The following is a 13,997-nucleotide window of genomic DNA, read 5'->3' on the forward strand; positions in this document are numbered from 1 at the left end:
TTGCGCACCGGGTAGCCGATAGGGGAGTGATGCGCCGCGTCTCAGCCTTGATCGCCGTCTTCCTGTTCGCCGCTCCGGCCGCGGCGCACGCCGGCGAAGGCGACATCATCGTCATCCGCGAGCCGGGCGCCGACGCCCGCGACATCCGCGAGGACGCCGGCGTCCGCATCGTCAAGCCGCTCGGCCTCGAGCACGCCGAGCTGGTCAAGCCGCGCGACGGTGACGTCGCCGAGGCGGTCACCGAGCTGCGCGCCGACGACGACGTCGTGCTGGCCGAGCCCGACCGCCGCGTCTCGATCAACCGCCTGGACGCGCCGAACGACCCGTACTTCGCGTCGCTGTGGGGCCTGCCCGACAGCGCCGTCCCCGCCGCCTGGACGAGCACCACCGGCGCCGGCGTGACCGTCGGCGTCGTCGACACCGGCGTGCGCGCCGACCACCTCGACCTCGCCGGCCAGCTCACGGGCAACCCGGGCGAGATCGGCGGCGGGCGCGAGACCAACGGCCTCGACGACGACGGCAACGGCCTCATCGACGACTTCCGCGGCTGGGACTTCATCTCCGCCGACAACCTGCCGCAGGACGGCAACGGCCACGGCACGCACGTGACGGGCACGATCGCCGCCCTCGCCGACAACGGCCGCGGCGTCGCCGGCGTCGCTCCTGGCGCGAAGGTCGTCCCGCTCCGCGCGCTCGACAACAGCGGCAACGGCTTCATGAGCACGATCGCCAGCGCGCTCGACTACGCCGGCGACCTCGGCCTGCCCGTCGTCAACGCCTCGCTCGGCGGCGGCTACTCGACCGTGCTCGAGCGCGTCGTCGCCGCGCATCCGAACACGTTGTACGTCGTCGCCGCCGGCAACTCGAACGCCAACAACGACGATCCCGCGATCGCGAGCTTCCCGTGCGCGCTGCCGCAGGCCAACGTCCTGTGCGTCGCCGCGCACGACCGCGACAACGCCCGCGCGAGCTTCTCCAACTACGGCGCGACCACCGTCGACCTCTCCGCTCCGGGCGTGAGCATCGTCTCCACCTGGAGCACCGGGTCGAACGCCTACGCGACGACGCAGGGCACGTCGATGGCCTCCCCGCACGTCGCCGGCGCCGCCGCCGACGTGCTCTCCGCCCGGCCCGGCGTCACCGCCGCCCAGCTCAAGTGGGCGCTCACGTCCTCCACGGACATCACCCCCGCGCTCGTCGGCACGACGGTCACGGGTGGGCGCCTGGACACGGCGGCCGCCGTCGCCGCGATCAACGGCACGCTGCCCGTCGAGGTCGCTCCCCCGACGCCGACGGTCACGCCGACGCCCGACGCGCCGGTCGTCACGCCCCCGCCGCCGCCCCCGCCGGTCGCGATCGCGACGCCGACCCCGGTCGTCACGCCCGAGCCGACGCCCGCGGAGCCCGCGTCGCCGCGCCTGACCGACGTCAACGTCGGCGGCTCGCTCTCCGGGGTCAAGGGCAAGCTGCGCGTCTCCTTCAAGCTCACGCGCTCCGCCAAGGTGCGCTTCGCCGTGCACGCCAAGGGCAAGTCGAAGGCGCTCGCGACCTGGACCAAGCAGGCGCACCGCGGCGGCAACCAGTTCACGCTCACGCGCAAGCTGCCGACCGGCAAGACGCTCAAGCGCGGCGCCTACACGCTCTCCGTCTCGCTCAGCGCGAGCGCGCAGTCTTCGACTGCGATCCGCGTCCGGTAACCCGGCGCGGGAGCGGCACGGGCGACATCCGGTCGGCCACCGCGCCGGCGAACGCGCGCGGCTCGAGCTTGGACGCGATGTCGATCAGCTCGTGGCGTTCGGCCGGCGTGAGGTGCCGCGCGCGGCGCACGAGGTGCGCGGCCCGCCGGCGCTCGGTGGGTGTGAGCGCGCCAAGATGGCGGCGCGCCAGGAGGGCCAGCTGGAGGGCGGCAATGACCTTGAAGAGCGGCAAACGGCTTACGGTCCGGAGCATCGAGTCGAGGCTACCCAGCTCAAGGTCAGCATGAAAACGTCGATCACACGGGGCGCTTCATGTCTTTTGCATCTGCATCGTCGCTGCTGCCTCTGTCGCTGCTGCCCGAGGCGGCGGTGATCCTCTCCCCGGACGGGGAGGTGCTCGTCGCCAGCCCGCCGGCCCGGGACATGTTCCGGCGCGACCCGGTCGGGCTCGGGCTCGACGAGCTGGTCGCCGACCCGGACGTGCTCGCCGTCGCCGTCGCGGAGCTCGGTCGCTTCGACTTCCTCCCGCAGGTCGCGCTCGAGGGCGTGCGGGAGGACGGGACGCCGTTCGCGATCGACGCCAGCGTGCGCGCCCTCGACGGAGGCGCGCTGCTGTGCGTGTTCCGCGAGCTGCAGCGGTTGCACCACGGGGCCCTGGACTTCGCGTTCGACCACGCCGCGGTCGGGATGGCGCTGTTCAACACCGACGGCGAGTTCATCCGCCTCAACGCGGCGATGTGCGGCCTGGTCGGGCGGCCCGCGGACGAGCTGCTCGGTCGCCGCGACCAGGAGTTCACGCACCCCGACGACCGCCAGGCGGACATCGACGCGGCGTGGCGGATCCTGCGCGGCGACATGCACAACTTCCAGGGCGAGAAGCGCTACGTGCTGCCGGACGGCGAGCACCGCTGGGTGCTCGCCAGCGTCACCTTCGTCCGTGACGGCCACGGCCGGCCGGTCTGCTGGCTCGGCCAGTTCCAGGACATCACCGAGCTGCGCCGGCTCGCGTCGCGTGACCCGCTCACCGACACGCTCAACCGGCGCGCGTTCCACGTCGAGCTCGAGCGCTCGCCGGTCGGCGCGCTGCTGATGCTCGACCTGGACGGGTTCAAGGACATCAACGACGCCCACGGCCACGAGGCGGGCGACGAGCTGCTGCGCGTGATCGCCGGCGCGATCGCCCGCCGGCTGCGGCGCGACGACGTGCTCGCGCGCCTCGGCGGCGACGAGTTCGCCGTCCTGCTGCCGCGCTGCCCGCTCGACGAGGCCACCCGCGTGGCCTCCGACCTGACCGCGCTCGTGGCCGAGCAGCGGTTCGTCTTCGACGGCGTCGAGCGCGGCGTCACCGCGTCGATCGGCATCTCAGCGGTCGAGGCCGGGGACGTGCCCGCCGAGGCGCTGGCCGCCGCCGACCGCGCGATGTACTCGGCGAAGGCCGTCGGCGGCGGGCGCGTGCGCCTTCACCGCGTGTAGGCGACCTCGAACTCCGCCCAGCCGCCCGCCGTGCGGGCGGTCACGATGCACGTGCGGCGCCCGTTGGCGCGGCCCTTGCGGACGCTCAGCTTCGTGCCCGCCGGCCGCCAGCGCCCGCGGTTGCAGCCCGCGCTCGTCGCCCGTGGCGGGCGGGTCGCGTACGGCGCGGTACGCGCCGGGAGGGCGCCGGTGATCAGGGCGAGGTGCGGCAGGACGCGCTCGCTGACGTCCGCCGGTCCCTCGCCGCACTCCCTGAGCTGCGTCTCGCCGCCCCAGCTGACCACGCCCACGACCTGCAGCACGCCGTCGCGGGTGACCATCACCGGGCTGCCGCTGTCGCCCGGGCAGGACTGGGACTTGTTCGGCGTCGGGTCCTGCGTGCACAGGTGGAAGGACGGGTGCAGGAGGCGCTTGAAGTAGCCCTTGCACGTCGCCGACGGGAGCACGGCCTGGCTCGCGGCGCGCGGGGCGTCGGCGACGTCGGTCTCCGCCCCCGTCATCCCGCGGCCGATCGTGGTGGTCGGCTCGCCGTCGGCGGGCGCGGTGGTGGCGAGGACGAGCGGCGCCACGTCCGTGACGGGCGCGCGCAGCACGATGATCGCGGCGTCGCGGACGGCGGCCGACGCGCTGTAGCTCTCGGGCGCGGCCGGGCTCGGGATGACCCGGTAGCGCGGCGAGAAGTAGATCCCCCGCGCAGGACGCTCGCGGCCGCCGACGATCACGTCGAACGTGCTCGGGCTCGCGCCCTGGACGCAGTGCGCCGCGGTAAGCACGCGGTCGGGCGCGATCAGGCTGCCGCCGCAGAAGTGTCCACCGCCCGCGCTGAGCGACACGAACGCCGGCAACTCCGCGGGTGTGCCGTGGAAGATCGAGGCGGAAGCGAGTACGACAGCGGCGAGCATGACCCGGAACCGTAACCTAGAGGCATGGCGCGGCCGTCGGAGGCGATCGAGGACTACGCGAAGGCGATCTACTCCCTGGCCCGCCAGGGGGACGGTACGGCGACGACCAACGCGCTCGCCGAGCGGCTCGGCGTCACGCCGGCTTCGGTCTCCGCGATGGTCAAGAAGCTCGACGAGCGCGGGCTCGTGCGCCACGTGCGGTACAAGGGCGTGGCCCTCACGCCGGACGGTGAGCGGGTGGCGCTGGAGGTCATGCGCCACCACCGGCTGCTGGAGACCTACCTCGCCGAGCACCTCGGGGTGCCGTGGGATCGCGTGCACGAGGAGGCCGAGGCGCTCGAGCACGTGCTGTCCGAGTACCTGGAGGCGCGGATCGCGGCCGTGCTCGGCCACCCGACGCACGACCCGCACGGGGACCCGATCCCGACCGCGGAGCTGGAGATCGTCGAAGAGGACTCGCTGCGGCTCTCCGAGCTCGAGCCGGGCGACTGCGGCCGGTTCGTGCGCGTCTCGGACTCCGACCCGGCGATGCTCCGCTACTTGGACGAGCGCGGCGTGAAGCTGGGCGACGACCTCGAGGTGCTCGAACGCCAGCCGTTCGACGGCCCGCTGACCGTGCGCTTCGGCGACAACCTCCACGTCCTGGGCGGCACGCTCGCCCAGGCGATGCGCGTCGAGCGAACCTAAAGCCACCTAAAGGGGTCAGACCCCTTTAGGTTCGTTTAGGTTTCTCCAGATACCCCCGGGTGGTATGGTGAAGGTATGGCCGACACCCTCACCTACCGCGTCGATGGCATGTCCTGCAACCACTGCGTCGTCGCGGTGAGTGGTGAGGTGGGCCGGGTTCCCGGGGTGAGCACGGTCGATGTGGACCTCGACACGAAGCTCGTTCGCGTCGATGGTGCAGGGATCGACGCGTCGGCGGTCGTCGAGGCCATCGACGAGGCCGGCTACGACGCGGCGCCGCTATGAGTGCGCCCGTCAAGCTCGCCGGGTTCGCGGCGCTGCTGGTGCTCGTGTTCGGCGTGGCCGTGGCGGCCGGCGACGTGATCGGCCCGGATCGGCAGGCCTCGGAGATACCCCAACCCGGTATGGGTGAGCACGGGGCCGTCGACCCGATCCGCGGGCTGTCGATCGCCGAGGGCGGGCTCTCGCTGGAGGTCGCGGAGACCTCGCCGGAGCTCGTGTTCACGATCCGCGGCGAGGACGGCGAGGCCGTGCGCGACTTCGAGGTCGAGCACGAGCGCCGCATGCACCTGATCGTCGTCCGCCGGGACGGCACGGGCTTCCAGCATCTGCATCCCGAGCTGGGCGCGGACGGGGCGTGGCGCACGCCCTTGACGTTGCCGGAGCCGGGCGCGTACCGCGTGTTCGCGGACTTCAACCACGACGGCACCTCCTACACGCTCGCGGCGGACGTGACCGTGGACGGCGCGGCGACGTACCGGAGCTTCCCGGCGCCGGCGAGCGCGGATACCACCGATGGGTATGACGTTCGCATGCGCGCGGACGGTGAGCAGCTGCGGTTCGACATCACCCGCGGCGGCGCGCCGGTCGAGACCGAGGAGTACCTCGGCGCCGGCGGGCACCTCGTCGCGCTGCGCGAGGGCGACCTGGCGTTCCTGCACGTGCATCCGAACGACGACGGCGTGTCCTTCGAGGCCGACCTGGAGCCGGGCACCCGCTACCTGCTCTACCTGCAGTTCCAGCACGAGGGCCGTGTCCACACGGCGGAGCTCGTCCGATGAGCACGATCGAGCTCCCGATCACCGGCATGACGTGCGCGTCGTGCGCGAACCGGATCGAGCGCAAGCTCAACAAGCTCGAGGGCGTCAACGCCTCGGTCAACTACGCGACCGAGAAGGCGACCGTGGAGTACGACCCGGCGGCGGTCGAGCCCGACGCGCTCGTCGGCGCGGTCGAGGCCGCGGGCTACCACGCGGTGCTGCCCGCTGATGAGCCGGATGCGGCGGAGCCCGTGGACGAGCTCGCGGCGCTGCGTCAGCGCCTGCTGCTCAGCGCCGTGCTCTCGCTGCCCGTGCTGCTCGTGTCGATGATCCCGGCGCTGCAGTTCGACAACTGGCAGTGGCTGGCGCTGACCGCGGCCTCGCCCGTCGTGCTGTGGGGCGCGTGGCCGTTCCACCGGGCCGCGTGGCTGAACCTGCGCCACGGCACGGCGACCATGGACACGCTCATCAGCGTCGGCACGCTCGCGGCGTGGCTGTGGTCGCTGTACGCGCTGGTCTTCGGCGAGGCGGGCATGGCCGGGATGCGCATGAGCTTCGACCTCATCCCGGAGCAGGGTGAGGGCGCCGACCACATCTACCTCGAGACCGCCGCGGTGGTGACGACGTTCATCCTCGCCGGCCGCTACTTCGAGGCGCGCGCGAAGCGGAGCGCGGGTTCGGCGCTGAAGGCGCTCCTGGAGCTCGGCGCCAAAGAGGTCTCCCTGGCCGACGGCCGCGTCGTCCCGGTGGACGCGCTCCAGGTCGGCGACGACTTCCTCGTCCGCCCGGGCGAGAAGATCGCCACTGACGGCGTCGTGGTCGAAGGCCACTCCGCCGTGGACCTGTCGCTGCTGACGGGCGAGTCCGTGCCGGTCGAGGTGGGGCCGGGCGACGATGTCGTCGGCGCGACCGTCAACGCCGGCGGGCGGCTGGTTGTGCGCGCGTCGAAGGTCGGGTCCGACACGGCTCTGGCGCAGATCGCGCGGCTCGTGACCGATGCGCAGTCCGGCAAGGCGCCGGTCCAGCGGCTCGCGGATCGCGTCGCGGGCGTCTTCGTCCCGGTCGTGATCGCGCTGGCCGTCGCGACCCTGGGCTTCTGGCTCGGCACGGGCGAGAGCGCGACGTTCGCGTTCACCGCGGCCGTCGCCGTCCTGATCATCGCTTGCCCGTGTGCCCTGGGCCTGGCCACGCCGGTCGCGTTGATGGTCGGCACCGGGCGCGGCGCCCAGCTCGGCCTGCTGATCAAGGGGCCGGAGGTGCTCGAGTCCACCCGGAAGGTCGACACGATCGTGCTCGACAAGACTGGCACCGTCACCACGGGCCGGATGACGCTCGTCGACGTGACCGTCGACGGCGTGGCGCGCGAGGAGGCGCTGCGCCTGATCGGCGCGCTCGAGAGCGCGTCCGAGCACCCGGTCGGCCGCGCGATCGCGGCCGCGGCGGAGTCCGACGCGGCGATCGTCGCGTTCTCCAGCCGCGAGGGCCTGGGCGTCGAAGGCGTCGTCGAGGGTCGAGCGGTCGCCGCGGGCCGCCCGAGCATGTTCGCCGCGCAGGTCGCCCCCGGCTCGTCGGCCCCCGCCGTCCCCGGCTCGTCGGCGTCCGCCGTTCCCGGCTCGTCGGCCGCCGCCGCGCTTGCGGCCGGCCCGCTCGCCGACGCGCTCGCGGCCGCCACCGCCGCCGGCCGGACCGCGGTCGTCGGCGCCATCGACGGTCGCCCGGTCGCGGTCTTCACCGTCGCGGACACGGTCAAGCCGACGTCGCGCGAAGCCGTCGAGCGGCTGCGCGCGCTCGGCCTCCGCCCCGTCCTGCTCACCGGCGACAACGAGGCGACCGCCCGCGCGGTCGCCGCCGAGGTCGGGATCGACGAGGTCATCGCCGAGGTCATGCCGGCCGACAAGGCCGACGTCGTCAAGCGCCTGCAGGCCGAAGGCCGCGTCGTGGCGATGGTCGGCGACGGCGTCAACGACGCGCCCGCGCTCGCCCAGGCCGACCTCGGCCTGGCGATCGGCACGGGCACCGACGTCGCGATCGAGGCCTCCGACCTCACGCTCGTCTCCGGCGACCTGCGCGCCGCCCCCGACGCGATCCGCCTCTCCCGCGCGACGCTGCGCACGATCAAGCAGAACCTCGCCTGGGCGTTCGGCTACAACGTCGCCGCGATCCCGCTGGCGGCGCTCGGCCTGCTCAACCCGGTGATCGCGGGCGCCGCGATGGCGTTCTCGAGCGTCAGCGTGGTGACGAACGCCCTCCGGCTACGTCGCTTCCGCACTCAGTAGGCGCAAACAAAATCAACACGGCGACTGGTGAGTCGGTTAGGCATCGGTGCATGTTCGCCCGTGCTCTGCTGGTTCTCCTGCTGGTCATCGTCGCTCCCGCGTCCGCGCACGCCGCCACGTGGTACGTCTCGCCGTCCGGATCCGGAACGGCCTGCACATCGGGTACGCCGTGCGGGTCGTTCTCGGCCGCGTACGCCGCCGCCTCCCCGGGCGACGTCGTCGAAGTGGCGGCGGGGAGCTACGGATTCCAGTCCACGCCGGAGGGCACGCGGTCCGGTCCGCCGGTCGTCTTCCGGGAGAGCGGCGGCGACGTCGAGGTCAGCGCGCTGGACGCCGGCGGCGACTGGACGACGTTCCAGGGGTTCGAGATCACGACCGGCGGCGTCGGCGTCGTCTCGACCATCGCGAACAACAAGGCCATCGGCAATCGCTTCGAGGATGTCCGCATGGTGGGCGGGCTGTACCTCCAGAACACCGATCAGACGGCGATCATCGGTGGTGAGATCTGCTGTCGTGCGGACACGAAGGTCATCAACATGGCCGGGCAGATCGGCGGGGATCCCGCGAACACGGCCAACACGGACGTGCTGATCGACGGCACGGACATCCACACCGCGACCCGCACCAGCGGCAGTGTCCACACCGAGTGCGCGTTCCTGATCGCGGTGCAGGGGATGACGATCCGCAACACCCACTGGTGGAACTGCGCGGTCTACAACTTCGGCATCGGGAAGATCGGCAGCGACCTCTGCCCGTCGGACATCCTGATCGAGAACAGTGTGTTCGAGGCCTCCGACGACATCACCGTCGGCGGCAAGCAGGGCTACTACGCCGGGTACGTCCAGAGCTGCGGGGTCGACGTCCAGTTCCGCAACAACGCCTTCGAGCAGGGTCTCGAGCTGGATCCGACGGCGTCGCCCGAGCCGCTGGTCACCGGCAACCTGCTCTACCAGGGCTTCAACTGCAACGACGCGACGTTCGTGCACAACACGATGGTGCGCGGCGGAGGCGCGTGCTCCGGCGGCGATGACCACGACAACGTCTCGATCGCGAGCCTCGCCGACCAGTGGATCGATCCGGCGAACGACGACTATCGGCTCAAGCCGACGTCGCCCGCGATCGACGCCGCCGACCCGAGCGACGCGCCGGCGCTCGACAAGGACGGCCGCGTCCGTGACGCCCTACCGGACGCCGGGCCGTACGAGTACGAGCCCGCGGTCGCCAAGTGGGCGCTCAACGAGACGAGCGGCACGACCGCCGCGGACTCGATCAATGGGCTCGACGGGACGCTCACCAACGGCGCCGCCTGGACCGCCTCCGGCAAATACGGCGGCGCGGCGACCTTCGACGGCACCGACGACTACGTGAACGTTCCGGACGACACCCTGCTGGACCTCGACACGTTCACGCTCGAGGCCTGGGTGTACCCCACGTCGCTGTCGGGCTCGCAGTACCGGTCCGTGATCTTCAAGGAGGACGGCGCGAACAGTCGGCAGGCGTACTCGCTGTACGCGAGTGAGGGCGCGTCGCACCCGACGGCCGAGGTCGGGGACCCGCTGAGCTCCGGCGTCGAGCGCATCATCGGCTCGCAGACGATCGCCGCGAACACCTGGACGCACATCGCTGCCACCTACGACGGCACCGCGCTCAAGGTGTTCAAGAACGGCGTCGAGATCGGCGCTCAAGCGCTCACCGGCACGCTGCCGACGAGCTCGAGCCCGCTGCGCATCGGCGGCAACATGATCTATTGGAACGAGTGGTTCGAAGGGCACATCGACGAGGTCGCCGTGTACGACCGCGCGTTGTCGGCCGCGGAGATCGCCGCCGACATGTGACGCGTCGCTCCTAGGCGGGGCGCAGGCCGGCGAGCAGCACGGCGACGATTCGGCGGGCGGCGTCCGCGCCGCCGGTCGCGATCAGCGCGCTGTTCGCCACGAGGAGCGCGCCGAGGTCGTCGCGGGTGAAGGACGGATCGCCCGTGCGGACCGCGTCGAGCAGGCGCGCGCCCTCGTCGAGGGCGGCGGCGCAGACGGCGCTCACGTCAGGGGACCCTTCGTAGGCGCGGGCCACGGCGTCGCTGACGGCCGGGTCGGCGATCTGCATCTCCAGCAGGCCGTTGAAATAGCGCTCGACGCGTTCCCAGGGGTCGGTGGCGGCGTTCGCGTCGAGGCGGATGCGCTCGACGTTGGCCGCCATGAGGTCGGGGATGACCGCGTCGATCAGCGCCTCGCGCGAGCCGAAGCGGTTGTAGAGCGTCCCCACGCTCACGCCGGCGCGCTTCGCGATCTCCTCCAGCGGGGAGCCGAGGCCGCGCTCGCGGAAGACCTCGAGGGCCGCGGCCTTGAGCCGATCCAGGTTGCGTTGCGCGTCGGCGCGGAGCACGAAGTTGAGGATAGCCTCAGGTTCTCTGCTACAAGTTGAGACATGTCTCAAGTTATCGCCGTGTTCGGTGCCGGGCCTGGCCTCGGCGCGTCCGTCGCTCGTCGCTTCGGGCGGGAGGGCTACCGCGTCGCGCTCGTCGCTCGGCGACTTGCCCCGCTGGAGGCGCTCGTCGCCGAGCTCGCCGCGGAGGGGATCGAGGCGGCCGCGTTCAGCGCGGACCTGACCGACCAGGCCGCGGCGCTCAACGCGGTCGATGCGATCCGCGCGCGCTTCGGCCGGATCGACACGCTCTACTACGCGCCCGTCAACGCCGAGGTGGGGTTCGTCCCCGCCCGCGAGCTGCGCGCGGAGCACGTGCGGTCGCTGCTCGAGCTGCTCACGCTCACGCCGATCGAGGTCATCCACGCCGTGCTGCCCGAGCTGGTCGAGCGCGGGAGCGGCGCGATCCTCGTCGGGCACGGCGCCAGCGCCGTCCACGCCATGCCGGGGATGAGCGGCCCCGGCCTCCCGATGGCCGCGACCCGCAACTACGTGCACACCCTGAACGCCGAGCTGGCCGACAGCGGCGTCTACGTCGGCACGATCGCGATCACGGCGATGATCGCCAGCAGCGCCGCGCACACGGCCTGGACCAGCGGCGCGCTCGACCTCGGGACCACCGAGTTCCCCGTCGTGCAGCCCGACGAGCTCGCCGACCTCGTGTGGGAACTGGTCACGCGTCGCGATCGCGTTGAAGTTCTGCACCCCTGACCGATGAATCGGGCCGCCGTGTGTAGTCATATGCGGCATGACCGACATCACCGGGGTGGACTTCGTCGCCATCATGACCAAGGACCACGACGCCGCCGTGAAGTTCTACGGCGAGACGCTGGGCCTGCCGTTCCTGAAGAAGTGGGGCAACATGCCCGGCTCGGAGTTCCAGGCCGGCAACCTCACGCTCGCGGTCATGCAGCCGGACGCGTTCGGCTTCGAGTGGTCACCGAGCGCCACGATGATCGCGCTGCAGGTCGACGACGTGGCCGCCACGCGCAAGCGGCTGGAGGAGGCTGGGGTGGAGTTCCGCGGCGAGATCCTCGACTCCGGCGTCTGCCACCAGTCGTTCTTCGCCGACCCGGACGGCAACCCGCTGAACCTGCACCACCGCTACGCCCCCAAGGACTAGAGCACTCGCTCCGGCCGCGTGTAGACGTTCACGCCGCCGCGGCGCGCGAAGCCCGCGAGCGTCAGGCCGCGGTCCTCGGCGAGCGAGACCGCCAGCGAGGTGGGCGCGCCGACCCCGACGAGGATCGGCGCCCCCGCCACGGCGGCCTTCTGGACGAGCTCGAAGGACAGTCGCCCGCTCACGCACAGCACGGCGCCGTGCAGCGGGAGCGCGCCGTCGAGCAGCGCGCGGCCGATCACCTTGTCCATCGCGTTGTGGCGCCCGACGTCCTCCCGCACGCACAGCAGCTCGCCGTCGGGCGTGAACCGCCCGGTCGCGTGCAGCCCGCCTGTGCGGTCGAAACCCGGCTGGCGTAGGCGCTCCGGCAGGTCGGCGAGCAGCGCGCGGGAGATCCGCGGACCCGGCGGGAGGTCCGGCGCGTGGACCGCGACCTCCTCCAGCGCGCCCTTCCCGCACACGCCGCAGGACGACGTGGTGTAGAAGGAGCGGGCGGACGGATCGCGCGTCAGCGGCCCGGTGACGACGACGATGTTGCCCGCGAAGTCCTCGGTCGGCCCGGCGGCGCGCGGCCCGTCGATCAGGCCTTCGCCGTACAGGAACCCGAGCGCGAGCTCCTCGTCGTGGCCGGGCGTGCGCATCGTGACGGCCAGCGGTGCGCCGTCCACGCGGATCTCGAGCGGCTCCTCGATCGCGACTTCGTCATCCACTCCGTCGTGTTCGACGGGTCGCGTCAAGGGGCCGCTCATGGTCTGACTGTCTAGCAGCGTCTCCTACGTCGCGGGCAGGAAGCAGAGCCCGGCCGTGGCCGGGTCGGCGATCAGCTCCGACGCCTGCGCGGCGATGAACGCCCGCTGCTTGGCCGACGGCGACGGCGCCGTGACCTCCCGCTTGGCCGCCCGCGCGGCCTTCGCGCCGCCCGTCAGCCGGAGGATGTCGACGCCGCGCGTGCGGTCGGCGGTGTAGATGTAGCCGTCGCGCAGGTACGACGCCCAGACAATCCCGTCATCCGGCCGCCAGTACGCGAACTGACGCGGGTTCGCCGGGTCGGAGATGTCCAGGAGCCGGGTGCCCTCGCCGTACCAGGCGTAGGTGACCGTGCTGCCGTCCACGTCGAAGTAGTGGGCGGAGCAGAAGTTCGCCAGCGGCGTGTACTGGCCCGCGGGGCGCGAGCCCTCCTGACCGTACGGCGACCAGGAGCCGACGACCGGCATGCGGAACTTGTTCGTCGGCGTCGACTTCCACGCCTCGCCGTTCAGGCTGCCCTTGATCGACGCGATCGTGAACTTGCCCTGCTTGCTGCACGCCTCGGTGGCGGGGCCGAAGTCCTCCTCGGTCATCAGCAGCAGCTCGCCCTTGCGGTAGCGCTCGTCGCGCGGCGCGTCCTTGCCGATCGGCCGCCACGCGTTGTGCATGAAGCCGCCGTTCTCGTCGTTCGTGTGCTCCGGCCCGATCCCGCCGCCGCCGTACGGGATCGGCTTGAGCGCCGTGGCGTGGCGGTGGCGCCGGTCGAGCGGGTCGTAGTGCACGCCGTCGGTCCAGTAGCCGCGCGTGCCGCCGTCGCCGGAGACCCAGGCGATGCCGGCGTCGTCGACCTGCACGTCGTGCGAGTAGGCGGTCACGCCGTCGCGCCGGAACAGGTCCACGGGCTGCAGCGGGTAGCCGCGTGGCCGCTTCGGGTCGCTGAGGTCGGTGACGATGATCGGCCGGCCGCCGACCCACCCGTTGGCCTGCTGGGTGGTCGTCGCCGCCGGGCCGCCGGACCACAGCGCGCGGCACCCGTTGACGCAGGTGGTCGTGTGGCCGGTCGGGAGCTGCTGGAAGGCGAGCAGGCGCAGCGCCTCCGGGTCCTTGGCGTCGACGATGTAGACGCCGGCGATGTTCGTGGCGCCGTTCGGGTCCGGCTCGCCCGGCTCGCGCGTCGTCGAGCCCGCGTACGCCCGCGGGTCACGCGACAGCAGGACCAGCTTGCGGTCCTGGTCGACGTCCATGTCCTCGTTCTGCCAGAAGGTCGAGCGCGGGGCCGACGTGTCGGGCGGACCGAAGTCGACGTCCGGGTCGCCTTCGAGCTTGAGCCGCTCCGCCGACAGCTCGTCGAGCAGCTGCGGCTTGGCCGGGTTGTCGATGTCGTAGGACTTCAGACCGAACCGACCGGTTACGAGCATGACGGTGCGCTTCCCGCGCCAGCCGTCGCGGTACTCGAGGAAGTTGATCGCCGTGGCGTTCTTGGCCTCGGTGATCTGCTTCACGAGCTCCACGTTCTTCTGCGCGCCGAACGCCGGCGCGGCGAACACGAGTGACGCGCCGAGCGCGCCCAGAACCAGCCCTTTACCGCTCACGGATGCCCTCCCAGGATCCGGGGATACGAACTAGGCGGCGGA

At 72.1% G+C, this 13,997-nt stretch carries 14 protein-coding genes; 9 read left to right on the forward strand and 5 right to left on the reverse strand.

Annotated features, from left to right (window positions below; translation table 11 throughout):
- Positions 1-29: 29 nt before the first annotated feature.
- Positions 30-1,697: a S8 family peptidase gene (locus OJ997_RS19005; protein ID WP_270026776.1), complete on the forward strand. Its 1,668-nt coding sequence runs from the start codon at positions 30-32 to the stop codon at positions 1,695-1,697.
- On the opposite strand, the gene OJ997_RS19010 is transcribed toward OJ997_RS19005, so the two are convergent.
- Positions 1,654-1,950, reverse strand: a complete 297-nt coding sequence (locus OJ997_RS19010; protein WP_270026777.1) for a hypothetical protein — start codon at positions 1,948-1,950, stop codon at positions 1,654-1,656. The two genes, OJ997_RS19005 and OJ997_RS19010, sit on opposite strands and share 44 nt — an antisense overlap.
- 59 nt (positions 1,951-2,009) lie before the next feature.
- On the opposite strand from OJ997_RS19010, the gene OJ997_RS19015 reads away from it, so the two are divergent.
- The gene (locus OJ997_RS19015; protein ID WP_270026778.1) at positions 2,010-3,170 is read left to right on the forward strand and encodes a sensor domain-containing diguanylate cyclase; all 1,161 of its coding nucleotides are present in this window, start codon (positions 2,010-2,012) and stop codon (positions 3,168-3,170) included.
- On the opposite strand, the gene OJ997_RS19020 is transcribed toward OJ997_RS19015, so the two are convergent.
- Entirely contained in the window at positions 3,158-4,072 is a 915-nt protein-coding gene (locus OJ997_RS19020; protein ID WP_270026780.1) for a S1 family peptidase, read from the reverse strand. The genes OJ997_RS19015 and OJ997_RS19020 overlap by 13 nt on opposite strands.
- Positions 4,073-4,096: 24 nt before the next feature.
- Here OJ997_RS19020 and OJ997_RS19025 point away from each other — a divergent pair, with 24 nt between their 5' ends.
- From OJ997_RS19025 to OJ997_RS19045, 5 genes are all read left to right on the forward strand, one after another.
- Entirely contained in the window at positions 4,097-4,759 is a 663-nt protein-coding gene (locus OJ997_RS19025) for a metal-dependent transcriptional regulator (RefSeq protein ID WP_270026781.1), read from the forward strand.
- A gap of 75 nt (positions 4,760-4,834) precedes the next feature.
- Positions 4,835-5,044, forward strand: coding sequence for a heavy-metal-associated domain-containing protein (locus OJ997_RS19030; protein ID WP_270026782.1), 210 nt, complete (start codon positions 4,835-4,837; stop codon positions 5,042-5,044).
- A complete protein-coding gene (locus OJ997_RS19035; RefSeq protein WP_270026783.1) occupies positions 5,041-5,820 on the forward strand; it encodes a DUF8832 domain-containing protein in 780 nt (259 codons plus the stop codon). The genes OJ997_RS19030 and OJ997_RS19035 overlap by 4 nt, the downstream gene beginning before the upstream one ends.
- Positions 5,817-8,075, forward strand: a complete 2,259-nt coding sequence (locus OJ997_RS19040) for a heavy metal translocating P-type ATPase (RefSeq protein ID WP_270026784.1) — start codon at positions 5,817-5,819, stop codon at positions 8,073-8,075. Before OJ997_RS19035 ends, OJ997_RS19040 begins: the two co-directional genes overlap by 4 nt.
- 50 nt (positions 8,076-8,125) lie before the next feature.
- Complete coding sequence (locus tag OJ997_RS19045; RefSeq protein ID WP_270026785.1) at positions 8,126-9,910, forward strand: LamG domain-containing protein; 1,785 nt, start codon at positions 8,126-8,128, stop codon at positions 9,908-9,910.
- Positions 9,911-9,920: 10 nt separating this feature from the next.
- Here OJ997_RS19045 and OJ997_RS19050 read toward each other — a convergent pair whose 3' ends face one another.
- On the reverse strand, positions 9,921-10,457 hold the full coding sequence (locus tag OJ997_RS19050; protein WP_270026786.1) for a TetR/AcrR family transcriptional regulator: 537 nt from the start codon (positions 10,455-10,457) through the stop codon (positions 9,921-9,923).
- Positions 10,458-10,499: 42 nt separating this feature from the next.
- Between OJ997_RS19050 and OJ997_RS19055 the strand changes: the two genes are divergently transcribed.
- A complete protein-coding gene (locus OJ997_RS19055; RefSeq protein WP_270026787.1) occupies positions 10,500-11,207 on the forward strand; it encodes an SDR family NAD(P)-dependent oxidoreductase in 708 nt (235 codons plus the stop codon).
- A 37-nt stretch (positions 11,208-11,244) separates the two neighbouring features.
- Positions 11,245-11,619: a VOC family protein gene (locus OJ997_RS19060; RefSeq protein ID WP_270026788.1), complete on the forward strand. Its 375-nt coding sequence runs from the start codon at positions 11,245-11,247 to the stop codon at positions 11,617-11,619.
- Here the strand turns inward: OJ997_RS19060 and fdhD are convergent.
- Positions 11,616-12,365: a formate dehydrogenase accessory sulfurtransferase FdhD gene (gene fdhD / locus OJ997_RS19065; protein ID WP_272599962.1), complete on the reverse strand. Its 750-nt coding sequence runs from the start codon at positions 12,363-12,365 to the stop codon at positions 11,616-11,618. The genes OJ997_RS19060 and fdhD overlap by 4 nt on opposite strands.
- A 24-nt stretch (positions 12,366-12,389) precedes the next feature.
- Positions 12,390-13,955 (reverse strand): LVIVD repeat-containing protein, encoded by a 1,566-nt coding sequence (locus OJ997_RS19070; RefSeq protein WP_270026790.1) that lies wholly within the window; start codon positions 13,953-13,955, stop codon positions 12,390-12,392.
- Between the last annotated feature and the right edge of the window lie 42 nt (positions 13,956-13,997).

Origin of the sequence: Solirubrobacter phytolaccae (assembly GCF_027587195.1) — a bacterium.
GTDB lineage: Bacteria > Actinomycetota > Thermoleophilia > Solirubrobacterales > Solirubrobacteraceae > Solirubrobacter > Solirubrobacter phytolaccae.